The organism is Simplicispira piscis (genome assembly GCF_054783455.1).
This window is the reverse complement of record NZ_BAAGQN010000019.1, coordinates 31,773-52,272: the sequence shown is the minus strand read 5'-3', so window position 1 is coordinate 52,272 and position 20,500 is coordinate 31,773. Positions and strand designations below refer to the sequence as shown.

Below are 20,500 nucleotides of genomic sequence, written 5' to 3'. Positions count from 1 at the left end.
CAGGGAAACGGTCAGCGCAACAGCACCAGGCTGATGGCCGGGAAGAAGATGAGCAGCAGCAGCACGCCCAGCATCATGAGCGTGAAGGGCGCTGTGCCGCGAAAAATATCGCCGAGCGAGATGCTCTCGTCCTGCAGCGTGCTTTTGATGACGTAGACCGACAGACCAAACGGCGGTGTCAGCAGTCCGATCTCGACGGCCACCACGGTCACCACGCCGAACCAGATCAGGTTCATGCCGAACTGCTCGGCCAGCGGCAGCATCAGCGGCAGCACGATGAGCAGGATGGACGAGGAGTCGACCACCATGCCCAGCGCGATCACGATCAGCACATAGAGCATCAGAAACGCCGTGGCGCCCAGCCCAGCCTGCGCCATGGTTTCGACCAGGAATTGCGGCATGCCTGACATGGCCAGCATGCGCGTGTAGATGGTGGCGCAGATGATGAGAAAGCTCACCGATACCGTGACGTGTCCGGTCTCCGTCAGCACGCTCCACAGCGTGCGAACATTGAGCTTGCCGCGCAGTAGCGCAATCACCAGCGCCAGCGCCGCGCCCACGGCCCCCGCCTCGGTGGCTGTGAAATAGCCTGCGTACAGGCCGCCGAGCACCAGCACGATCATCAGCACACTGGGCACGAGCTTGCGCAGCAAGGTGCCCACGGGCATCAGCACCATGTCTTCGATGGGTTGGGGTGCACCGCTGGCATACACCGAGCGCGGCCAGACAAAAGACATCACGACGATGCCCAGGGTGTAGGCCAGCGCCAGCAGCAGGCCCGGCACAATGCCCGCGGTGAACAGGTCGCCCACCGACTGGTTGGACAGGAAACCGTACAAAATCATCAGCAGGCTGGGCGGGATCAGCATGCCCAGCACCGATGACCCCGCCACCACGCCCACGGCGAACTTTGGCTGGTAGCCAAAGCGCAGCATCTCGGGTACGGCCACGCGCGTGAAAACCGCGGCCGAGGCAATCGATACCCCCGTGATGGCTGCGAACACGGCGTTTGACGCCACCGTGGCCACGCCCAGGCCGCCGCGCAGGCGCCGCAGCAATTGGTTGGCCACCTCGAACGCATCCTTGCCAATGTCGGCATGGGCCACCAGGAAGCCGGTGAGCACAAACAGCGGCACCACGCCAAAGATGTGGCTGGCAATGGCGTCCTGGCTGGCCTGCGCCAGCAGGTGGGCGGCAATGCCGGCATCGTCCTTGATGAGCCACACGCCGATGAACGAGACGACGGCCAGCACCACGGCCACATGCATACCGGCCCAGATCAGTGCCAGCATCAGCACCAGCGACGCGCAGGCCACCAGGGTCGGGCTCACGCCTTGCCTCCCCGGCGCAGTGCGGCAAAGCGCTTCAGGTCGGCCCAGGCCAGCAGCACGAAGGTGGCGAGCGTGGCCGCCAGACCGATCAGCATGACGAGGCGCACCGGCCACACCGGCGCCGTAAAGTCGCCGATCGCGCCCACATATTCGCGGATGCGGATGGACTCCCACAGCGGCTCCCAGGCCGCCCAGAGAATGGTGGCCATCAAGGTTGCCCCGACCCCATGGAAGACGGCGTGCAGCAGCGCGGCCCCCTGCGGGTGGCTGCGCTCCAGGCCCTGCAGCAGCACATCGGCGCGTGTGATGCGGCCGCTGTGCAGCGTGTCAGCCAGTTGCAGGAACACGATACCCACGATGGACAGCGACACCAGCTCCGTCACCCCGCGCACCGGCGCATTCAACAGGTTGCGGCCTAGCACATCGGTGTTGATGAGCAGCATCAACAACACGATCCACAGCGTGCCCAGTGCGTTGAGCGCCTGCACCACGCGGTGGAACTTCCACGGCAGCGGCTGGCGGTACGAGTCGGTTCCCGCTGCCGGTGGGTGGGTTTCTGAAGTAACGGAATGCGCCATGGGCGAGTGTCCTTATTCTGTTTCCAAATCATTCGGGTCTAGGCGCGAAGCCGCTGACAGTGCTGTGTAGCACGGCAAGGCGAAGCAACAACGACACGGATGGTTTAGAAATGGAATTACTTGGCGGACCAGTCGCGTGGCAGGTCAGTTCCCGCCTTCTTCAGGCCATCGACGTAGCCCTTGAGCACCTGCTCGGCGGGCAGGCCCTTGCCCTGCAGGTCGGCGGCCCAGGTTTTGGCGATGGGCGGCAGGGCTTCGGCCCAGCGCTTGCGCTCGGGGGCGGGCAGTTCGCTGATCTTGGCGCCGCCCTCTTCCATCTTCTTGAGCAGGCCTGCGGCCGCCGTCGTTTGCGCGGCGGCAAAGCGCACGCTGTATTCGTCGCCCACCTCGCGGAAGATTTTCTGGACCTCGGGCGGCAGTTTGTCGAAGCGCCCTTTGTTCATGGCAATGCCGCCCGCGAACTGAGAGCCGAAATTGACCTTGGTGATGTAGGGCGCCACCTCGTGTACCTTGGCTCCCCAGGCGCCGGTGGCAAAGGTGACAACCCCGTTCGATACGCCGGACTTGATGTCCTCGTAGTAGGTGTTCAGGTTGCCTGCCACGGCGACCGCGCCCGTGCCCTGCACCCAGTTCGCGGACGGGCCGGGGGCGGTGATTTTCTTGCCCTTGAGGTCGTCGATGGACTTGACCGGGAAGTGGGTCCACAGGTGGTACGAATCGAGCGCTGCCCCGCCCAGGTACACCAGCCCGTTCTTGGTCCAGGCCTGGCCCATCGCCGGTATATCGTGCTGCAGCTGGGCGACCACTTTGGTGACGGTGCCAATGTCTTCGGAGCCGAACGGCGCGAAGTAGCTCACGTTCTGCAGCGGAAAGCGCGGCGCCTCGAACAGGGTGCCGACAAAGCCGATATCGGCCACACCGTCGGCAATACCCTTGGATTCGCTGCCGATCTTGATCAGGGTGCCGCCCCAGGCCCGCGTCCAGTCGATCTTGGTTTTTCCGCCCGCATCGGCCAGGCGTTTGTCCACTTCCGGGATGAAAAATTCGTCGATCAGCTTGACCCACAAAAACACCGGCGGGTGTCCGCCCGCCGCGGTGAGCCGCAGGGTTTGCTGCGCATGGCTGGCGCCGGTGGCGGCGCAGCACAGGGTTGCGGCGACGGCGGCGATCTGGAATGAACGGCGGTGCATGGAGGTCTCCTTCAGGTGGACGGATGGGCTGGCAGCAGTGCGGCGATGCCTGCGGTCATGAAATCGATGAGCAACGAGGCGGCCTGCGGATCGTGGGAGGTATTTGCGCCGCATGAGAGGCGTTCTACCCGGTGGTCGATCAGGTGGTGCAAAAGCGCCCCTATGGTGAACTGGTAGGCCCAGGCAGCCTGCGCGCGTGGGGCTCCTGGCCGCGCAGCGTGCAGGGCATCAATGAAGGCGTGCGCCATGGGGTCGAAGTAGTCGGCCAGCACGCGCTCGGTATCGGGGGTGCGGTAGGTCAGCTCGCGTGCCACCAGTTGCGCGTAGTACTCACCCTCGCAGCTGGCGCGCATGGCCAGCACGGGGTTCACAAAGGCCTCGACGATGCGCCGCAGGTAGCTGCCGTCACGGGGGCTGGCCTGGGCCTGTTGCAGTAGGGCCAGGCGGGCGTCAATGGTGCTGCGCCAGTGCGCGAAGATGGCATGGAACAGCTCATGCTTCTGCCCGTAGTAGTAGGCGACCAGCGCCAGGGGCACCTGTGCTTCCAGGGCAATCTGGCGGATGGAGACCGCGTGGTAACCGTGCTCGGCAAACAGTTTCTCGGCCGCCAGCAAAATGGCTGCACGCCGGTCGGGGCGGTTGTGCACCGCCGCGCGGGCGCGGGTTTTGGGGGGCGTGGAAGGCGCTGCCATGGCGTTTGATTGGACGATTGTCTAAATTGTTTGTACAACCGTACAAACCCTGTGCCGCCCCGGGCGCGTACGCGCTACCCTGCCCACCGTATGCAAGCGCCCTATCTTCCCCAAATCCGTCTCTTTCAGAACTGGCTGCACGAGCAGCGTGGCCTGTCCTTCGACGACTACGACGCCTTCTGGCGCTGGTCCATCACCGACCTCGATGCCTTCTGGCAGAGCGTGTGGGACTACTTTGACATCCAGTCGCCCACGCCGCACAGCGCGGTGCTGGCGCGCAACACCATGCCCGGAGCGCAGTGGTTTCCCGGTGCCCAGGTCAACTATGCGCGCCAGGTGCTGCGCCATGTGGATGCGGCGCACGCCGCGGGTGTGCCGGCCATCGTCAGCAGCAACGAAAAGCGCGCGCACCGCGAGATGACCTGGCCCGAACTGCGCCGCCAGGTCGCATCGCTGGCACTGCACCTGCAGGCCCAGGGCGTGCAGCCGGGCGACCGCGTGGCCGCCTACCTGCCCAATGTGCCCGAGGCCATGGTGGCGTTTCTGGCCACGGTCAGCATCGGCGGTGTGTGGAGCATCTGCGCGCCCGACATGGGCACGCACGCCGTGCTCGACCGTTTCCGGCAGATTGAGCCCACGGTATTGATTGCCGTCGATGGCGTGACCTATGGCGGCCGCGACCACGACCGATTGCCCGTGCTGGACGAACTGCGTGCGGCCTTGCCCAGTCTGCGGCATACGCTGCTACTGGGGAATCTGGATGCTACTATTTCAATAGCTGGTTGCGCAAGCTGGAAAAGCGCTACAGGCAATTTTGACCCTAAAGTTGAGGCGTTTGAGCCCCTGTGGCTGCCGTTCGACCACCCACTGTGGATTGTCTATTCCAGCGGCACCACCGGCCTGCCCAAGCCCATCGTGCACGGGCACGGCGGCATGGTGCTGGTGCAAATGCAGTTGGGCGCCCTGCACAACGACCTGGGCTGCAGCTATGCGCCCAACAGCCTGGGCGAGCGCTACCACTGGTACAGCTCCACCGGCTGGGTGATGTGGAACGCCCAGGTGGGCGGCTTGCTGGCCGGTACCACCTGCGTCATTTTTGACGGCAACCCCGGCGGCAGCAAAGAACGCCCGGACTGGGCCACGCTCTGGCGTTTTGCGTCGGAGACCGGTGTGACCTTCTTTGGCGCGGGGGCGGCCTTCTATGCCGCCTGCATGAAGGCAGGTATCACCCCGCAGGACTGCGGCGACCTCTCGCACATCCGCGTGCTCGGCTCCACGGGCTCGCCGCTGTCTGCCGAGGTGCAGCAGTGGGGAACGCGCTTCATGGCGCAGGCCTGGGCCGCCGCGCCGGGCCGCCCCAAGCAAGGCGCGGCCCCCTCGGGGGGCAGCGATCCACACGCATTGGGAGAGCGTGGGGGCGACATGAGCACCGCCGGGCCGCCCCAAGGTGCGAAGGCCCCCTTGGGGGGCAGCGATCCACACGCAGTGGGAGAGCGTGGGGGCGACATCTGGTGGTGCAACATCTCGGGTGGTACAGACTTTGCCGGTGCCTTCATTGGCGGCAACCGCGAGCTGCCGCAAACCCCCGGCAAGATGCAGTGCCGCATGCTGGGCGCCGCCGTCGAGGCCTGGGACGCACAGGGCCGCCCGGTGCTCGATGCGGTGGGCGAACTGGTGTGCGCGCAGCCCATCCCGTCCATGCCGCTCTATTTGTGGAATGACCCCCGGGGCGAGCGCTACCTTTCCAGCTACTTCGACATGTTCCCGGCAGGCCATGGCCGCCAGCCCGGTGGGGGCGACGGCCCGGCAGCGATGGGGGCCGTCTGGCGCCATGGTGACTGGATCCAGATTGGCGCCGACGCGGACGGTGGCTGCGTGATCTTCGGCCGATCGGACGCCACCATCAACCGCCACGGCCTGCGCATGGGCACCAGCGAGCTCTACAGCGCCGTCGAGGCCCTGCCCGAGGTGCTCGACAGCCTGGTGGTGGACCTCGAATACCTGGGCCGCGAGAGCTATATGCCCCTGTTCGTGGTGCTGCGCCCGGGCCACACGCTGGACGACGCCCTGCGCGCGCGCATCAACGGCGCCATTCGCACGGCGCTCAGCCCGCGCTTTGTGCCCGACGATATCTTTGCCGTGGCCGAGGTGCCCCGCACCCTGAGTGGCAAAAAGCAGGAACTGCCCATCAAAAAGCTGCTGCTGGGCCAGCCCATCGAAAAGGTGGTCAACAAGGACGCCATGGCCAACCCAGGCTGCCTGGACTGGTATGTGGCGTTTGCGGCAGACCACGCGGCGCGGCGCTGAGCCGCGACGGTGTCGGCCTACACAGCGCGCGCGCAGAGCGCTTTCATAATGGGCCACCCTTACCCGCCGCAAAGCTGCCCATGACCGATTCCAGCGCACCGCGCCCCAAACGCTTTTCCATGATCCGCGAGTTCCACCTGGCCGACTGGTTCACGCTGGGCAATGCCGTCTGTGGTGTGGGCGCACTGTTTTCCAGCATGAGCTATCTGGAAACGCACGATGTGCTGCATATCTACTTTGCCTGCGGCCTGGTGCTGGCGGCGCTGGTTTTCGATGTGTTTGACGGGCGCATCGCGCGCTGGCGGCAGAAAAGCTCGGCCATGGGGCGCGAGCTCGATTCCCTGGCCGACGTGATCTCGTTTGGCGTGGCGCCCGCCATCATTGCCTATGGCTGCGGCATGCAGGGGCTGTATGACCGCATCGTTCTGGCCTACTTCGTGGCCTGTGGCGTATCGCGCCTGGCGCGCTACAACGTCACGGCCGAAACGCTGTCGGGCGAAGACGGCAAGGTGCGCTACTTTGAGGGCACCCCCATCCCCACGTCCATCGTGCTGGTGGGGCTGCTGGCGCTGGCCGCCTACATGGGTGCCGTGCGCGAGAACCTGTGGTTTGGCAAGGTGATGATTGGCGGTTTCACGCTCCATCCTCTGGTGCTGCTGTTTGCGGTGTCGGGGTCGCTGATGATCAGCCGGATCCGTATTCCCAAGCTCTGAAGCTTTCACCGTCGGTTCTTGGGGTTTTAAAAATAATAGCTGCTAGCGCTTGATGGGCAAGCGTTAGAGGCATATTTCATTCAAAATCACGCTGCTGCAGGCCGCCGGTTCACCAGCACGATTCCCGCCGCCACCAGGGTCAGCGCGGCCAGCAATCCGGGGGTGACAGGCTCACCCAGCCACCAGGCGCCGAACATCAGCGCAAACACGGGGGTCAGGAACACAAACACCGAAATCTTGGTAGCTGGGTAGTGCGCCAGCATCCACATCCACGCCAGGTAGCTCGCAAAGGCGCCCAGCAAGGCCTGCACCAGCAGCGACATGGTGGCGAAGGCGCTGAAATGAAAGTCCCAGCGCTCGCCCAGCGCCAGCGACAGCAGGGGCAGCACCGCCGTGCTCACCGCCACTTGGTAGAACAGTTGCTTGGCCGGTGCCACATGGCCCAGCGGCGTGCTGCGGATGACCACCGTGGTCAGCGCCCACAGCAAGCCGCCCAGCAGGCCCAGCAGGTCGCCCACCCAGGCGCGGGGCAGGGCGGCATTTGCGGGGCCCAGCAGGCCGTCGCCCATGGCCAGGCCCACGCCGACGAAGGCGCCCGCCAGGCCCACCCACTGCCAGCCGCGCAGGTCCTCGCCGGGAATGAAGCGCGGCAGCAGGATCGCCATCCAGAACGGTGCGCAGTACAGGAACACCGTCAGCCGCGATGCCGTGGTGTACTGCAGGCCGATGTAGATGCAGGCAAATTCGGCCGCGAACAGCGCCCCCGCTAGCAGGCCGCCGCGCACGGCCCCCACGGGCTCGCCCGCGCTGCCCAGCGGCACGCCGCGCCAAAGACACCACGCCGCCACGGCCATCGTGGCCAGGGCAAAGCGCACAAAGGCCTGGAACACAGGCGCCACCTCGGTGACGGTGGCTTTCACCAGTACTTGCTGAAAGCCCCACAGCATGCAGCAGGCCAACAGGAGAGAAATGGCGAGGGTGTCGAGATGGTTTTTGCGGGTCTGCGGCATGGCGCATTATCAGAGCGCCTTGCAAGCAGTGCAGGCGGCGCCGGGCTGCAACCGCTTGCTACAGGATGGGTGTGGGTGTCACGGTACACTTCGCGGCATTCGGGCGCCTTTGTTTCTGGCGCCCTCTTTTTCGTACTCACCCTCTTCCATGGCCGTTGACACGGCGGGCCACGCCCGCACCAGTTTCGATCTTAAAAGCGCTTCGCTGCCCGTGGTGGCTGTGGTGCTCAAGACGACCGACGCCGCGCAGTTCGCGGCCGATCTGGCCGAGCGCGTGGCCGATGCCCCGGGTTTTTTTGACAATGACCCGGTGCTGATCGACCTGGCTCCGGTGCGCGAGGCCGACGCCACCATCGACTTTGCCTGCATCGTGTCCGCGCTGCGCCGCCACAGCACCCTGCCCGTGGCCGTGCGCGGCGGCAACCCTGCCCAGATGGACGCCGCCCGCGCCGCAGGCCTGACCGCAGCGCCCGATGCACCGCCCGCCCGCGCTGAGGCCCCTGCCGCCCCAGTACAGGAAGTGGTGCGCGAGGTCATTCGCGAGGTTGAGGTGGAAGTGGTGCGCGAAGTGCCCATGCCCGGCCCCGGCACTGTGGTGGTGGACAAGCCCCTGCGCTCGGGCCAGCAGGTCTATGCGCGCGGCGCCGATCTGGTGGTGCTGGCCATGGTGAGCTTTGGCGCCGAGGTGATCGCCGATGGCAACATCCATGTCTATGCTCCGCTGCGCGGCCGTGCCATCGCCGGTGCACGCGGCAACACCGAAGCCCGTATTTTTTCGACCTGCCTGGAGCCGCAGCTCGTCTCCATCGCGGGCATCTACCGCACTACCGAGACTGAGTTGCCCGCCGACGTGCGCGGCAAGCCGGCCCAGGTGCGGCTCGACGGCGAGAAGCTCCTCATCGAAGCGCTCCAGTGAGACACCCCCCTATGTCGCTTCGCTCCTTCCCCCCGCTCTCGCAGCGCTACGCGCTGCGGGCAGGGGGACGCAGCCAGCGCGGCGGGGCGGCCCTTGCGCGGCTGCCCTGGCATGGACCGCGGCCATGCCGAGCGTCATTGCGCTGCATGCGCACCCTGATCACTGATATTTCATCCAACAGCAACCCCTCGAGAGACCTCTACACATGGCAAAAATCGTCGTCGTGACCTCCGGCAAGGGTGGCGTGGGCAAGACCACCACCAGCGCCGCTTTTGCTTCCGGCCTCGCCCTGCGCGGCCACAAGACCGCCGTGATCGACTTTGACGTCGGTCTGCGCAACCTCGACCTCATCATGGGGTGTGAACGCCGCGTGGTGTATGACCTCATCAACGTCATCCAGGGCGAAGCCAACCTGAACCAGGCGCTGATCAAGGACAAGAACTGCGACAACCTGTTCGTGCTGGCCGCCAGCCAGACGCGCGACAAGGACGCTCTCACGATCGAGGGCGTGGGCAAGGTGCTCAAGGACCTGGCCGCGATGGACTTTGAGTACATCGTTTGCGACTCGCCCGCCGGCATCGAGAGCGGCGCGCTCATGGCCATGCACTTTGCCGATGAGGCGCTGCTGGTGACCAACCCCGAGGTGTCCTCGGTGCGTGACTCGGACCGTATCCTGGGCATGCTGGGCAGCAAGACCATGCGCGCCATCGAGGGGAGCGAGCCTATCAAGGAGCACCTGCTGATCACCCGCTACAACCCCGGCCGCGTGCAGGAGGGACAAATGCTGAGCCTGGAGGACATCCAGGACATCCTGCGCATCAAGCTCATCGGCGTCATCCCCGAATCCGAGGTGGTGCTGCAGGCTTCCAACCAGGGCCTGCCCGCCATCCATCTGCAGGGCACGGACGTCTCCGAAGCCTACAAGGATGTGATCGACCGCTTCCTGGGCGAAGACAAGCCCCTGCGCTTTATCGATGCCGAAAAGCCCGGCTTCTTCAAACGCCTGTTCGGGAGCAAATAAGCCATGGCGTCTTTCCTCTCCTTCCTGCTGGGCGAAAAGAAAAAAACAGCCAGCGTTGCCAAGGAACGTCTGCAGATCATCCTGGCGCACGAGCGCAGCGGCCGCAATGCTGCCGAGCCCGACTACCTGCCGGCGCTGCAGCGCGAGCTGGTGGCGGTGATCAGCAAGTACGTCAAAATCAACCCCGACGACCTCAAGGTGAGCCTGGAGCGCCAGGACAACCTTGAAGTGCTCGAAGTGAAGATCGAGCTGCCCGAGGCGGCGCGCTGATATTTTTGAAAACAGAGGTCAAATTGGCCTCTGGCGCTTATGGGGTAAGCGCTAGCAGCTATCAATTTTATATAGAAGACGCTGCAGCGGCGCCTCAGCGCGCGTGTTTGGCCCACTTGCCGGCCAGCGCCTGCGCAATGCTCAAGCTCCGCTGGCCCGGTTGCAGCCAGCCACTTTGCCCGGCGGCCAGGGTTCCCGGCTGCTCGGCCGCCAGGTAGTAGCCACAGTTTCCCGTTTGTGCCATGGTGCGGCCCGCCTGGGCAAAGCCCATCACCACATTGAACTTGTAGCAAGGTTCACGGGGCGCGGTGATGCGCAGCACACAGTTGGGAAAGTGCAGCCGGTCGCCCACATACACCTCGTGCTCCAGCAGGCCTTCGACCGTGAGGTTCTCGCCCATAAAGCCCCAAGGCAGGTCTTCGTCAAACAGGCTGACACTGCGCTCGCGGCGCTGCGCCTGCCAGAAAGCATAGTGCGCGGCAGGATAGGCGTAGACGGCCTTGTCCAGGCCGCCGTGCACGCTCAGGTCGGCCTGCTCGTCGCCATCGAGCCCGAGGCGGCCCACACGCACCGCGCCTGCCACGGCGTGCTTGCCAATGGCCGAGAGCACGCTGCGCTCGCCCGCACGCAAACGCTGGCAGCCACCCACGTTCACGCTGAGCAGCCGCAGACCAGGTGTTGCCATGGGCGGTTTACCAGCCCCACAACAGGCGGCGCGCCACCCAGCCGCGCGGGCCGCCGTCTTGCTGCACCTTCACCCAATCGCTGCGCCGCTCCAGGGTGCGCAGCACTTCGCCCCGGGTGGCCTTGCCAACGATGGGCGAGCGGGTGCTCGGGCTGCGGCGCAGGTTGACGACCTTGCTTTTGACGATGTGGTGGGCCTTCTTGCCGACCAGTGGGCGAAAAATCCAGCCGGTGTCGTTTTCGAAATCGCGCACCTGCAACCACTGCCCTTTGCGGCGGGTGACCTCCAGCGGGTAGCCCTTGGACAGCACCCACAGCGCTTCGTGCTGGGTGCCCGCATCGGCACGCAGATTCACCTCGGCCCGCTCTACGCTCACCATTTCGCGCGCCTGCGCGCCGGTGGCGGCGGTCAAACAAAGCGCCAGGGAGATCAAAAAACGGGGAAGGTGGTGTAAGCGAGACATGAGGCTCCAGTTCAAAAACGGGCGTGGCCCGGGGTGTAGGAGCTTCCGGATTGTTCCAGCCTGGGCTGGAATGTCAAAAAGGGCCTGTTTCCCGCAGTCCAGCACATGGTTTTTACGGGCTGTCCGTGCCGCCGGGTGCGGGCACTGCCTGCAGGCGGCCCAGTTGGTGTGCCAGTTCAATGGCCGAATGCACGCCCAGCTTGGCGAAGATGTTGGCGCGGTGGAACTCCACCGTGCGCTGGGTGATGCCCAGATGGTCGGCGATGGTCTTGTTGTAGTGGCCGCACAGCAGCTCGTCGAGCACCTCGCGCTCGCGCTGGCTCAGGCTGACCAGGGCGCCGCGCAGGCGCTGCGCTTCGCCCTGGGCCTGCTGCTGCGCGCTGGCGGCGGCCAGGGCCTGTTCCACGCGGTCGACCAGCAGGTTGTCCTGAAAGGGTTTTTCGAGAAAATCCCAGGCGCCGTTCTTCACGGCGGCCACCGCCATACCCACGTCGCCATGCCCGGTGAGAAACAGCACCGGCCACGGACAGCCCAGCTGCGTGAGCTTTTCAAACGTGTTCAAGCCCGAGAGCGGCTCCATGCGGATGTCCATCAACACCACGGCATGCCCCCAGTCGTCCTGGCGCACCGCGGCGGCCTTGAGGAAGGCGGGGCCGCCGTCCCAGGCGGCCGTGCGGTAGCCGCGCGAGTCGAACAGCCAGGCCAGGCCGTCGCGCACGTCCGGGTCGTCGTCAACGATGTGGATGGCAACGCGGTTCATGGGGTCTCCTGCAATGAGGGGCTGGTGGGTGCGCCGTCCAGCGGCAGCCAGACGGTAAAGCGGGCGCCGCCCAGGTCGGCGTCACGCGCCACCTCGATACGGCCATGGTGCGCCTCGACGATGGAGCGGCAAATGGCCAGGCCCATGCCCATGCCGCCGTCCTGGGTGCTGAAAAAAGCATTGAAGATGTGCTCGTGGTCTTCCTCGCTCACGCCGGGGCCGCTGTCGGCCACACACAACTGCGCCATGCGGGGTTCGGTGGCCGCCTGCACCCAGACGCGCACCTGTCCGGGCTGGTGGGCTCCCCGGGCAGCCCAGCCCAGGGCGTTGGCAACCAGGTTGGTCACCACATGCTCCAGCAACAGGCCGTCGGCCTGCACCCACACCGCGCCCCGGGGGGACAGCGCCTGCAGGGCCACACTGGGCGGGGGCGTCTGCGTGGCCACGCAGCGGCGTACAAAACCGGTCAGATCAAAGCGCTGGTACGACAGCTCGCGCTGGCGTGCAAAGGCATTCACGCGCTGGATGATGCCCCCGGCCTTGTCCGAGAGGCGGGCCATGCGGGCCACCACGGGCGCCACATCGTCCAGGGCAATGCTGCGGTCGCGCAACCGGTTGAGCAGGCCGTTGGCAAAGCTGCTCAGTGCGCCCAGGGGCTGGTTGAGCTCGTGCGCCAGGGTCGAAGCCACCTCGCCGATGGCGACCAGGCGGCCTGAGGCCTCCAGCTTTGCCTGTTGCAGCGCGGCCAGCCGCTGGGCGCGCTTGCGCTCGCTGATGTCGAGCACCGAACTCATCCAGCCGACCTGTTCGCCCCGTGCGGTGGTCAGCGGCGATTCGTGGATCAGCACATCCACCAGATGGCCGTCCCGGTGCTGGAACTGCACCTCCAGGCCTTCGTCACGGGTGCCCTGGGCGATCACATCGCGGTGCAGCACGCCCAGCTCTCCGGCCTGGTGTGCGGGCCAGTAGGGCATGGGCGCTGACTGGCCCACCAACTCAGTGGCGCTATAGCCCACCATGCGGCAAAACGCCTCGTTCACATACAGCACCTTGCCATTGCGCGCCCAGGCACGCAGGCCAATGGTGACGGAGTTTTCCATGGCCGTGCGCAGTACCACCTGCGCCTGCAACAGCGCCTGCACATGCTGGCGCTTGCCAATGTCGCGCCGCAGGGCGAGCAGGCTGACCAGCATGCCCAGCAAAAACAGCAGCGCCACCAGCAAAAAAATACGCGGCACCGTCGCGGGCTGGGTGTCCAGCGGGGCTACTTCCACAAAAAGGTCGGTGCCCGGCAGGTTCATCGGCGCCAGGTAGGTGCTGGGGCCATCCGGTTCGGCGGCGGAGGCGTCGGCGCCATCCGTCACCAGCCGCACGCGGTGGCTCTGGTGGAACCAGGGGGGCACCAGCCCTTGCACGCAGGCATCCATGGCCAGTGCGGCCACATAGTTGCCCACAAAAAGGCCACGCTCAAAAAATGGCACGGTCAGCCAGACGGTGTCGGTCTGCGTACCATCGGCCTGGCGCATGGGCCCGGCGTAGGCGGACCGGCGCAGGCCTGCGGCAATGTCGAGCATGCTCGACAGTGCCTCGGCATTGGCCGGGTGGGCCTGGCTTTCGGCGCGCCAGCGGGCGGGCAGGCCTTCGGGCCCTGCAGCCTGCCAGCCGTGCCAGAGGATGGCGCCCGGCGCATTCCACAGCAGTCCGCCCTGCATGGTGGGCTGCACGTGCGGGGCGCGGGGAAGGGGTATCACGGCCTGGCGCGCCAGCACCAGCAAGTCTTCTTCGAGGCGGTTGAAATGAAAGCGCACGCTTTGCTCCAGCCACTGGCCATCGGCCACGCGCCGCCGTTCTTCTTCCTCGTTCTCGAAGGCATTGAGGTACAGCACCAAAGCCACCACCGATGCCACCACCAGCAGCAAAAAGCCCAGCATCCACCAAAGCGCACGGCGGTTGCGTGGGGCCTGGCCGGGCAGCGTCTGCTGCAGCAGGGCAAAGTCCAGGGGTTGTGGATCGGGCAAGGGTTGCATCGGATTAGGGTTGGCGCGCGTTAGGAGGCTGTCGGACTTGGAAATCGTCGGCTGCAAATTGACCTCAGCGGTCCATTTTTCACCGTCTTTTTGCCCCATAGCCGGGCTATGGGGCTGCAAATCCGGCAAAAACTGTCCTCGCTGGGGCCAATTTTCGCTATCGACGCTCCAAGTCCGACGGCCTCCTAGCCGTAGCATAGCGACCATGGGAACGATCGACACACAGGCTCCAGGCTTCAAACGCCGCAGCATGCTGCACGGGCTGGCGGCTGCGGCGGGCTCGGCTGCCGGGCTGGCACGTGCCGCGCCTGCGGGGCTGACGATCCGGCTCTCGCACGTGGTCGCCGAGGAAACGCCCAAGGGCCTGGCGGCGAATCGGTTCCAGGCACTGGTGGAGGAACGCTCGGGCGGGCGCATCGCGGTGGTGGTCTATCCCGATGCGCGCCTGTATGGTGACCATGACGAAATGCAGGCCCTGCAACTGGGCGCCGTGGAGATGCTGGCGCCTTCGCTGTCCAAGTTCGGGCGCATCGGCTTCCCTGAGTTCGAGCTGTTTGACCTGCCCTACCTTTTTCCGGATCTGGCCAATGTGCGGCGCATTACCCAGGGCGCCCTGGGGCAGCGCATGCTCGACCGGCTGGCGCGCCAGCGGCTGGTGGGGCTGGGCTTCATGGACAACGGGTTCAAGCACATGAGTGCCAACCGTCCCTTGCTGGAGCCAGCCCATTTTGTGGGCCTGCGCATGCGCATCCAGGCCTCGCGCGTGATTGCGGCGCAAATGCGCGCCCTGGGCGCACGGCCGGTCACGCTGGCCTTCAGCGAAACGCGCCGGGCCCTGGCTGCGGGCGTGGTCGATGGCACGGAAAACCCGATCTCCAATTTCTGGACCCAGTCCATGCACGAGGTGCAGACCGACCTGAGCCTGACGCAGCACGCCTACCTGGGCTACGCCTTCGTCGCCAACCAGCGTTTCTGGGAGTCCATGTCCGTGCCCGACCGCACCTTGGTCAGTGAGGCGCTGCGCGAGGCACTGCACTTTGGCAACCAGATTGCGGACACCCAGAACGACAAGGCCCTGTCCGCCCTGCGCGAGGCGGGGGGCACGCGCATCCATGTGCCCACATCGGCGCAAATGGCCCTGATGCGCAAGGCCGTAGAGCCGGTGCATGTGGGGCTGGCGCGGCGCATCGGCGCGGCATGGCTGGACGATGCACGCAAGGCCATCGATGGCGGTTGATTCAGGGTATTCCCTGATGTCTGAACTGTTGAAGCCCACAGTTGCCTCGGCCGGTGAGTATTTGTATCGTTCAGCCAGTCCCGTTCTGGGCCCTTTCAACTTTGGAGACACCCATGAAATTCACTTTGAAGCTTCTGGCCGCCAGCACGCTGCTGGCCTTTGGTCTGGGCGCGCAGGCCGCCCCCATCGTCATCAAGTACAGCCACGTGGTAGCCGATGTGACGCCCAAGGGCAAGGCTGCGCTCAAGTTCAAGGAACTGGCGGAGAAGGCGCTTCCCGGTAAGGTCGAGGTACAGGTGTTCCCCAACAGCCAGCTGTTTGGCGACGGCAAGGAAATGGAAGCCCTGCTGCTGGGCGACGTGCAGATCATTGCGCCATCGCTGGCCAAGTTCGGCAAATACACCAAGCAGGTACAGATTTTTGACCTGCCTTTCCTGTTCGATGACATCCAGGCCGTGGACCGCTTCCAGGCCAGCCCCGAGGGCCAGAGCATGCTCTCGTCCATGTCCAAGAAGGGCATCATGGGCTTTGGTTACCTGCACAACGGCATGAAGCAGCTTTCGGCCAACACCAAGCTGCTCAAACCCGAAGATGCCAAGGGCCTGAAGTTCCGCATCCAGGCGTCTGACGTGCTCGAAGCGCAGTTCAAAGCCGTGGGTGCCAACCCGCAGAAGATTTCGTTCTCCGAGGTGTACCAGGCCCTGCAAACGGGTGTGGTCGATGGCACCGAGAACCCCTGGTCCAACACCTACAGCAAGAAGTTCCACGAAGTGCAAAAGTACATCATGGACACCGACCACGGCGTGCTCGACTACATGGTCATCACCAACGCCAAGTGGTGGGCTGGTCTGCCACCCGATGTGCAAAAGGGCTTGAAGGCTGCGATGGATGAATCCATTGCCTATGGCAACAAGGCCGCCTTCCAGGAAGCCCTGTCGTTCCGCGACAAGGTGATTGCCGACAAGAAGGCCGAGGTTGTGCCCATGACCAAGGAGCAAAAAGCAGCATGGCGCGCCGCCATGAAGCCCGTATGGAAGAAGTTTGAAGGCGAAATCGGCAAGAACCTGATTGACGCGGCATTGCGCGCCAACCAGTAAGCCGGAGCACACCTGAGCCCATGGCCCCGGCACGACCGGGGCTTTTTTTGGAGCAATTCTGATGAAAATCCTCAATAGCCTTGAAGAGTGGATCATCTCCCTCATGCTGCTGGCCATGACGGGCCTGACGTTCCTGCAGGTGGTGATGCGCTATGTGTTCAACAGCGGATTCACCTGGGCGCTGGAACTGACCACAGTGTTTTTCGCCATCATGATCTTTGTGGGCGTCTCCTACGGGGTGCGCGTGGGTTCGCACATCGGGGTGGACGCGCTGGTCAAGCTGCTCTCGCCGGCCAAGCGCAAGTTTTTTGGCGTGCTCGCGGTGGTGCTGAGCCTGGTGTATGTGGGCTTTGTGCTGGTGGGCTCGATGGAGTACGTGCTCAAGATGAAGGACGTGGGCATCGAACTGGAAGACATGTCCATCGAGCGTTGGCAGATATTGGCGGTGATGCCTTTGGGCATGGCCTTGACCGGGTTTCGTTTTTTGCAAATCTTCTATGACCTGATCACCGGCCGCGCCGATTCTTTGCGCCTGGCCGACGAAGCCGCAGAAGCCATGGGCCTCAAGGCCACGGAGGACAACGAATGAACACGCTCGTACTTTTTGCGCTGCTCTTTTTCTGCATGGCGATTGGCATGCCCATCGCCATCAGCCTGGGGCTCTCCAGCATCATCACCATTGTTTTCTTCTCGCAGGATTCGCTGGCCAGCCTGACGATCAAGATGTTCGAGACCAGCGAGCACTACACGCTGATGTCGATCCCCTTCTTCGTACTCGCCGGGGTGCTGATGTCCACTGGTGGCGTGGCCAAGCGCATGGTGAATTTCGCCATCGCTGCGGTGGGGCATTTGCGCGGCGGTCTGGCCATTGCTTCGGTGCTCGCCTGCATGCTGTTTGCGGCCGTGTCGGGCTCCAGTCCGGCCACCGTGGTGGCCATTGGTTCGATCGTGATTGCCGGCATGGTGAAAAACGGCTACCCCATGGAGTTCGGCGCGGGTGTCATCTGCAACGCCGGCACGCTGGGTATCCTGATTCCGCCGTCCATCGTGATGGTGGTGTATGCCGCTGTGACCGAGGTGTCGGTGGGCCGCATGTTCATGGCGGGCGTCATTCCCGGCCTGGTGCTGGGCTTCATGCTGATGTTTGCCGTCTGGTGGCGCGCGGGCAAGCTCAAGGTCACGCCGCCTCCCAAGGCCAGCGTGGGCGAGGTGCTGCGTGCGCTGCGCGAGTCGATGTGGGGCCTGGCGCTGTTGGTCATCATCATGGGCGGTATCTACGGTGGTGTGTTCACGCCCACCGAGGCTGCCGCTGTGTCAGCGGTGTATGCGCTTTTCGTGGCGGTGTTCATCTACCGCGACCTGAAGGTCAAGGATCTGCCGCACGTCTTCCTGGAAGCGGGCCGCACCACGGTGATGCTGATGTTCATCGTGGCCAACGCCTTGTTGTTTGCCCACGTGCTGACCACCGAGCGTATCCCGCAGACCATTGCCGAGCACATCATGGCCGTGGGCATGGAGCCCTGGATGTTTCTGGCGGTGGTGAACGTGATTCTGCTGATTGCCGGCAACTTCATGGAGCCCACCGGCATCATCCTGATCCTGGCGCCCATTTTCTTCCCGATCGCCACGCAGCTGGGCATCGATCCCATCCACCTGGGCATCATCATGGTGGTGAACATGGAGATCGGCATGGTGACGCCTCCGGTGGGACTCAACCTGTTCGTCACCAGTGGAGTGACGGGCATGAACCTGGTGCAGGTGACGCGAGCCGCCTTGCCGTGGCTGACGGTGCTGCTGGTGTTCCTGGTGATGGTGACCTACATCCCGCAGATCAGCTTGTTCTTGCCTGACCTGGTCATGGGCCAGTAAACCCAACGGGGCCTTGGCCCCGTTTTTTTTGGGTCAGAGCGGATGCTCCGTATAAAAGCGCCCGCCGTGGTAAAGCAGCGGCGCGGCGCCCACGTGGTGGCTGCAGCGCTCGACCTCACCGACAAAGATCACATGGTCGCCTTCGTCGTAGCGGCTGCGGTTGAAGCACTCGAACGTTGCCACGGCGCCCTCCAACAGCGGCGCATGGTTCACCCCCGGCCGGTGCTTGACACCGGCCCACCGGTCGACCCCCCGTTGGGCAAAACGTTCGGCCAGTTCCTTCTGATCGGCGGCCAGCACATTGATGGCGTAGTGCGAGCCGGTGGCCAACACCCCCATGGAGGCTGCGCTGCGCGACAGGCTCCACAGCACCAGCGGTGGCGTGAGAGAGACCGAGTTGAACGAACTTGCCGTCAGGCCCACCAGGTCGCCCGCAGCGCTGCGGGCCGTCACGATGGTCACACCTGTGGCAAACATTCCCAGGGCATCGCGGAACTCGCGTGCGGAAAAACTGGGGGGGAGAGGCTGGGAAGAACGGTGCACGTGAAGGGAAGAATGGGGCGGGCTATTATCGCCCCGGTGCCCAAACCCTGCTGCTGCGGGGAGATGCGCGCTGCTCCAGCGACCGTTCCCATGCCCACACCCCTGATTTCTGTTCTGAAGGCGCTGCTGTGCGTTGCCGCGGCGTTCACGCCTCTGTCACACCCCAGCGCTTCTGAGTGGCACCGTCCTCCCTTGCAGGCCAGCGCGCAGCCGGGTGCCTGTGACCTGTTCTTGGCGCGCCTGCCCGGCGTGGCGCGCGCCCTGTGCCAGGACGCGCGACTGGTGCCCAGTGGCAGCGTATCGCGGCAAGGGCGGCCGCTGTACTGGCGCGATGTGTTGCCGCAAGGCGCCATGCCGGGCGCTACCGTTACGCCCTTGCGGGTGTTGGTGGTGGGGGCCATGCATGGGGATGAACTGACCTCGGCCTCGCTGGCGCTGCACTGGATTGGACTTGCCGAGAAGGCGCCACAGCCCGTGCACTGGCGCTTCATCCCGGTGCTCAACCCCGACGGCCTGCTGGCGCGCCGCCCCACCCGCGTGAATGCCCGGGGTGTGGACCTGAACCGCAACTTCAACACCCCGGGCTGGGAGCGCGATGCCCCGCACTACTGGGAAAAACGCACCCGCAAAGACCCACGGCGCTGGCCGGGGCCTGCGCCGCTGTCCGAGCCGGAGTCGCGTTTCCTGCACGAGCAGATGGCCCAGTTCCGCCCGCAATTGGTCGTCAGCATCCATGCCCCCTATGGCGTGCTCGATTTTGACGGCCCGCACGAGCCGCCCTTGCGTCTGGGGCACTTGCGCCTGGACCGGGTGGGTGTCTTCCCCGGATCACTAGGGCATTACGGCGGCGTGCAGCAGGGCATGCCCGTCGTCACCATCGAGCTCGACCATGCGCTGCGCATGCCGCGTGACGCCGAGGTGCGCTCCATGTGGCGCGATCTGCTGCGCTGGATGGACACCCGGCTGTTGAACGCCGGGCTGCCGGAAGCGGTAAAAAATAATGGAAAAAATGCCTCTGGCGCTTATGAATAAAGCGCTAGCAGCTATGAAAAATGTAGTTTATGGGGCGCTCCGCAACCGTATGGCCCGCCCTCCCGGCCCACCACAGGCCTGACGAACGACTGACGGCACGCCCTGCGGCAGGGAAAGTGTGGGGCCGTGGCCCTTGCGGCAGGGGCTATGCTGCGCCCTTTCCTGGAAGGAGCACTCCCCATGAGACGGATACCCGCATGGCTGGCCATCGCTGCTGGCGCCTTGACTTTGGTCGCAACGCCGTTGTTGCACGCCCAGGAAGGCAACGTCGTACGGGTGGGAGTGATTGGCCCGTTCACCGGCCCGTCGTCCGACTTCGGCAAGCCCATGCTGCAAGGCATTGAATTGGCGGTGGAGGAGATCAATGCCGTAGGCGGCTACGTGGGGCGGCCCCTGCAACTGGTCATCAAGGACGACCGGGGCGACCCACAGACGGGTTTGACCGCTTCGCAAGAGTTGGCTGCACAGGGTGTCGTGGCCACCATTGGCTTTTGCAACACGGGGGTGGCGCAAAAATCCCTCGATGTGTTCCAGAACGCCAAGATTCCGCTCATCGTGCCCTGCGCCACCGGCACGCCGATCACGGCCAAGTTCCCGGCGCCCGAGAGCTACATCTTCCGCACCTCGGCACGCGACAGCATTCAGGCACCATTCGTTGTGGACGATATCGTCAAGCGCGGCTGGACTAAGGTGGCGATTTTTGCCGACACCACCGGCTATGGCGAAGCCGGGCTCAAGGACGTGGAGGCTGCGCTGCAG

At 64.8% G+C, this 20,500-nt stretch carries 21 protein-coding genes; 11 read left to right on the top strand and 10 right to left on the bottom strand.

Going from position 1 to position 20,500, the window contains the following annotated elements; genetic code table 11:
• Positions 1–11: 11 nt before the first annotated feature.
• From ACYVOC_RS15115 to ACYVOC_RS15100, 4 genes are all read right to left on the bottom strand, one after another.
• Positions 12–1,331: a TRAP transporter large permease gene (locus ACYVOC_RS15115; RefSeq protein ID WP_461162333.1), complete on the bottom strand. Its 1,320-nt coding sequence runs from the start codon at positions 1,329–1,331 to the stop codon at positions 12–14.
• On the bottom strand, positions 1,328–1,909 hold the full coding sequence (locus ACYVOC_RS15110; RefSeq protein WP_116005559.1) for a TRAP transporter small permease subunit: 582 nt from the start codon (positions 1,907–1,909) through the stop codon (positions 1,328–1,330). Before ACYVOC_RS15110 ends, ACYVOC_RS15115 begins: the two co-directional genes overlap by 4 nt.
• Positions 1,910–2,025: 116 nt before the next feature.
• A complete protein-coding gene (locus tag ACYVOC_RS15105; protein WP_116005560.1) occupies positions 2,026–3,099 on the bottom strand; it encodes a C4-dicarboxylate TRAP transporter substrate-binding protein in 1,074 nt (357 codons plus the stop codon).
• 11 nt (positions 3,100–3,110) lie between these two features.
• Complete coding sequence (locus tag ACYVOC_RS15100; RefSeq protein ID WP_116005561.1) at positions 3,111–3,791, bottom strand: TetR/AcrR family transcriptional regulator; 681 nt, start codon at positions 3,789–3,791, stop codon at positions 3,111–3,113.
• Positions 3,792–3,881: 90 nt separating this feature from the next.
• Between ACYVOC_RS15100 and ACYVOC_RS15095 the strand changes: the two genes are divergently transcribed.
• The gene (locus ACYVOC_RS15095) at positions 3,882–6,098 is read left to right on the top strand and encodes an acetoacetate--CoA ligase (RefSeq protein WP_461162332.1); all 2,217 of its coding nucleotides are present in this window, start codon (positions 3,882–3,884) and stop codon (positions 6,096–6,098) included.
• Positions 6,099–6,178: 80 nt separating this feature from the next.
• A complete protein-coding gene (gene pssA / locus ACYVOC_RS15090; RefSeq protein ID WP_116005563.1) occupies positions 6,179–6,811 on the top strand; it encodes a CDP-diacylglycerol--serine O-phosphatidyltransferase in 633 nt (210 codons plus the stop codon).
• An 86-nt stretch (positions 6,812–6,897) separates the two neighbouring features.
• On the opposite strand, the gene ACYVOC_RS15085 is transcribed toward pssA, so the two are convergent.
• Positions 6,898–7,821, bottom strand: coding sequence for a DMT family transporter (locus tag ACYVOC_RS15085; protein WP_461162331.1), 924 nt, complete (start codon positions 7,819–7,821; stop codon positions 6,898–6,900).
• Between the two features lie 148 nt (positions 7,822–7,969).
• Between ACYVOC_RS15085 and minC the strand changes: the two genes are divergently transcribed.
• From minC to minE, 3 genes are all read left to right on the top strand, one after another.
• Positions 7,970–8,737 carry a septum site-determining protein MinC gene (gene minC, locus ACYVOC_RS15080; protein ID WP_461162330.1) on the top strand — a complete coding sequence of 256 codons (768 nt, stop codon included), beginning with the start codon at positions 7,970–7,972 and terminating at the stop codon, positions 8,735–8,737.
• 205 nt (positions 8,738–8,942) lie between these two features.
• Positions 8,943–9,758, top strand: coding sequence for a septum site-determining protein MinD (gene minD, locus ACYVOC_RS15075; protein WP_116005567.1), 816 nt, complete (start codon positions 8,943–8,945; stop codon positions 9,756–9,758).
• Between the two features lie 3 nt (positions 9,759–9,761).
• Positions 9,762–10,028 (top strand): cell division topological specificity factor MinE, encoded by a 267-nt coding sequence (gene minE / locus ACYVOC_RS15070; protein WP_116005568.1) that lies wholly within the window; start codon positions 9,762–9,764, stop codon positions 10,026–10,028.
• A gap of 94 nt (positions 10,029–10,122) precedes the next feature.
• On the opposite strand, the gene ACYVOC_RS15065 is transcribed toward minE, so the two are convergent.
• The 4 genes from ACYVOC_RS15065 to ACYVOC_RS15050 form a co-directional block, all read right to left on the bottom strand.
• Positions 10,123–10,713 (bottom strand): MOSC domain-containing protein, encoded by a 591-nt coding sequence (locus tag ACYVOC_RS15065; RefSeq protein ID WP_461162329.1) that lies wholly within the window; start codon positions 10,711–10,713, stop codon positions 10,123–10,125.
• A 7-nt stretch (positions 10,714–10,720) separates the two neighbouring features.
• Positions 10,721–11,176: an SH3 domain-containing protein gene (locus ACYVOC_RS15060; RefSeq protein WP_461162328.1), complete on the bottom strand. Its 456-nt coding sequence runs from the start codon at positions 11,174–11,176 to the stop codon at positions 10,721–10,723.
• A 112-nt stretch (positions 11,177–11,288) separates the two neighbouring features.
• Entirely contained in the window at positions 11,289–11,936 is a 648-nt protein-coding gene (locus ACYVOC_RS15055) for a response regulator transcription factor (protein ID WP_116005571.1), read from the bottom strand.
• Positions 11,933–13,963, bottom strand: coding sequence for a sensor histidine kinase (locus ACYVOC_RS15050; RefSeq protein ID WP_158550318.1), 2,031 nt, complete (start codon positions 13,961–13,963; stop codon positions 11,933–11,935). Before ACYVOC_RS15050 ends, ACYVOC_RS15055 begins: the two co-directional genes overlap by 4 nt.
• Before the next feature lie 205 nt (positions 13,964–14,168).
• Here ACYVOC_RS15050 and ACYVOC_RS15045 point away from each other — a divergent pair, with 205 nt between their 5' ends.
• The 4 genes from ACYVOC_RS15045 (at position 14,169) to ACYVOC_RS15030 (ending at position 18,166) form a co-directional block, all read left to right on the top strand.
• Positions 14,169–15,200 carry a DctP family TRAP transporter solute-binding subunit gene (locus ACYVOC_RS15045; RefSeq protein WP_116005573.1) on the top strand — a complete coding sequence of 344 codons (1,032 nt, stop codon included), beginning with the start codon at positions 14,169–14,171 and terminating at the stop codon, positions 15,198–15,200.
• Positions 15,201–15,313: 113 nt separating this feature from the next.
• Positions 15,314–16,297, top strand: coding sequence for a TRAP transporter substrate-binding protein (locus ACYVOC_RS15040; protein ID WP_116005574.1), 984 nt, complete (start codon positions 15,314–15,316; stop codon positions 16,295–16,297).
• 61 nt (positions 16,298–16,358) lie between these two features.
• Complete coding sequence (locus ACYVOC_RS15035; protein WP_116005575.1) at positions 16,359–16,886, top strand: TRAP transporter small permease; 528 nt, start codon at positions 16,359–16,361, stop codon at positions 16,884–16,886.
• Positions 16,883–18,166: a TRAP transporter large permease gene (locus tag ACYVOC_RS15030; protein WP_116005576.1), complete on the top strand. Its 1,284-nt coding sequence runs from the start codon at positions 16,883–16,885 to the stop codon at positions 18,164–18,166. The genes ACYVOC_RS15035 and ACYVOC_RS15030 overlap by 4 nt, the downstream gene beginning before the upstream one ends.
• 33 nt (positions 18,167–18,199) lie before the next feature.
• Here the strand turns inward: ACYVOC_RS15030 and ACYVOC_RS15025 are convergent, their stop codons facing one another.
• Positions 18,200–18,643: a flavin reductase family protein gene (locus tag ACYVOC_RS15025; RefSeq protein WP_116005577.1), complete on the bottom strand. Its 444-nt coding sequence runs from the start codon at positions 18,641–18,643 to the stop codon at positions 18,200–18,202.
• A 156-nt stretch (positions 18,644–18,799) separates the two neighbouring features.
• Between ACYVOC_RS15025 and ACYVOC_RS15020 the strand changes: the two genes are divergently transcribed.
• Entirely contained in the window at positions 18,800–19,741 is a 942-nt protein-coding gene (locus tag ACYVOC_RS15020; protein ID WP_461162327.1) for a M14 family zinc carboxypeptidase, read from the top strand.
• A 180-nt stretch (positions 19,742–19,921) separates the two neighbouring features.
• Positions 19,922–20,500: ABC transporter substrate-binding protein (locus ACYVOC_RS15015; RefSeq protein ID WP_461162326.1), on the top strand; the 579-nt coding region annotated here is incomplete at its 3' end.

Coding starts and splice junctions, on each gene's coding strand:
- ACYVOC_RS15105 (WP_116005560.1), bottom strand. CDS start 3,099: ATGCACCGCCGTTCATTCCAGATCGCCGCCGTCGCCGCAACCCTGTGC.
- pssA (WP_116005563.1), top strand. CDS start 6,179: ATGACCGATTCCAGCGCACCGCGCCCCAAACGCTTTTCCATGATCCGC.
- minD (WP_116005567.1), top strand. CDS start 8,943: ATGGCAAAAATCGTCGTCGTGACCTCCGGCAAGGGTGGCGTGGGCAAG.
- ACYVOC_RS15065 (WP_461162329.1), bottom strand. CDS start 10,713: ATGGCAACACCTGGTCTGCGGCTGCTCAGCGTGAACGTGGGTGGCTGC.
- ACYVOC_RS15030 (WP_116005576.1), top strand. CDS start 16,883: ATGAACACGCTCGTACTTTTTGCGCTGCTCTTTTTCTGCATGGCGATT.
- minC (WP_461162330.1), top strand. CDS start 7,970: ATGGCCGTTGACACGGCGGGCCACGCCCGCACCAGTTTCGATCTTAAA.
- ACYVOC_RS15100 (WP_116005561.1), bottom strand. CDS start 3,791: ATGGCAGCGCCTTCCACGCCCCCCAAAACCCGCGCCCGCGCGGCGGTG.
- ACYVOC_RS15085 (WP_461162331.1), bottom strand. CDS start 7,821: ATGCCGCAGACCCGCAAAAACCATCTCGACACCCTCGCCATTTCTCTC.
- ACYVOC_RS15040 (WP_116005574.1), top strand. CDS start 15,314: ATGAAATTCACTTTGAAGCTTCTGGCCGCCAGCACGCTGCTGGCCTTT.
- ACYVOC_RS15060 (WP_461162328.1), bottom strand. CDS start 11,176: ATGTCTCGCTTACACCACCTTCCCCGTTTTTTGATCTCCCTGGCGCTT.
- minE (WP_116005568.1), top strand. CDS start 9,762: ATGGCGTCTTTCCTCTCCTTCCTGCTGGGCGAAAAGAAAAAAACAGCC.
- ACYVOC_RS15020 (WP_461162327.1), top strand. CDS start 18,800: ATGCCCACACCCCTGATTTCTGTTCTGAAGGCGCTGCTGTGCGTTGCC.
- ACYVOC_RS15095 (WP_461162332.1), top strand. CDS start 3,882: ATGCAAGCGCCCTATCTTCCCCAAATCCGTCTCTTTCAGAACTGGCTG.
- ACYVOC_RS15055 (WP_116005571.1), bottom strand. CDS start 11,936: ATGAACCGCGTTGCCATCCACATCGTTGACGACGACCCGGACGTGCGC.
- ACYVOC_RS15045 (WP_116005573.1), top strand. CDS start 14,169: ATGGGAACGATCGACACACAGGCTCCAGGCTTCAAACGCCGCAGCATG.
- ACYVOC_RS15025 (WP_116005577.1), bottom strand. CDS start 18,643: ATGTTTGCCACAGGTGTGACCATCGTGACGGCCCGCAGCGCTGCGGGC.
- ACYVOC_RS15035 (WP_116005575.1), top strand. CDS start 16,359: ATGAAAATCCTCAATAGCCTTGAAGAGTGGATCATCTCCCTCATGCTG.
- ACYVOC_RS15110 (WP_116005559.1), bottom strand. CDS start 1,909: ATGGCGCATTCCGTTACTTCAGAAACCCACCCACCGGCAGCGGGAACC.
- ACYVOC_RS15050 (WP_158550318.1), bottom strand. CDS start 13,963: ATGCAACCCTTGCCCGATCCACAACCCCTGGACTTTGCCCTGCTGCAG.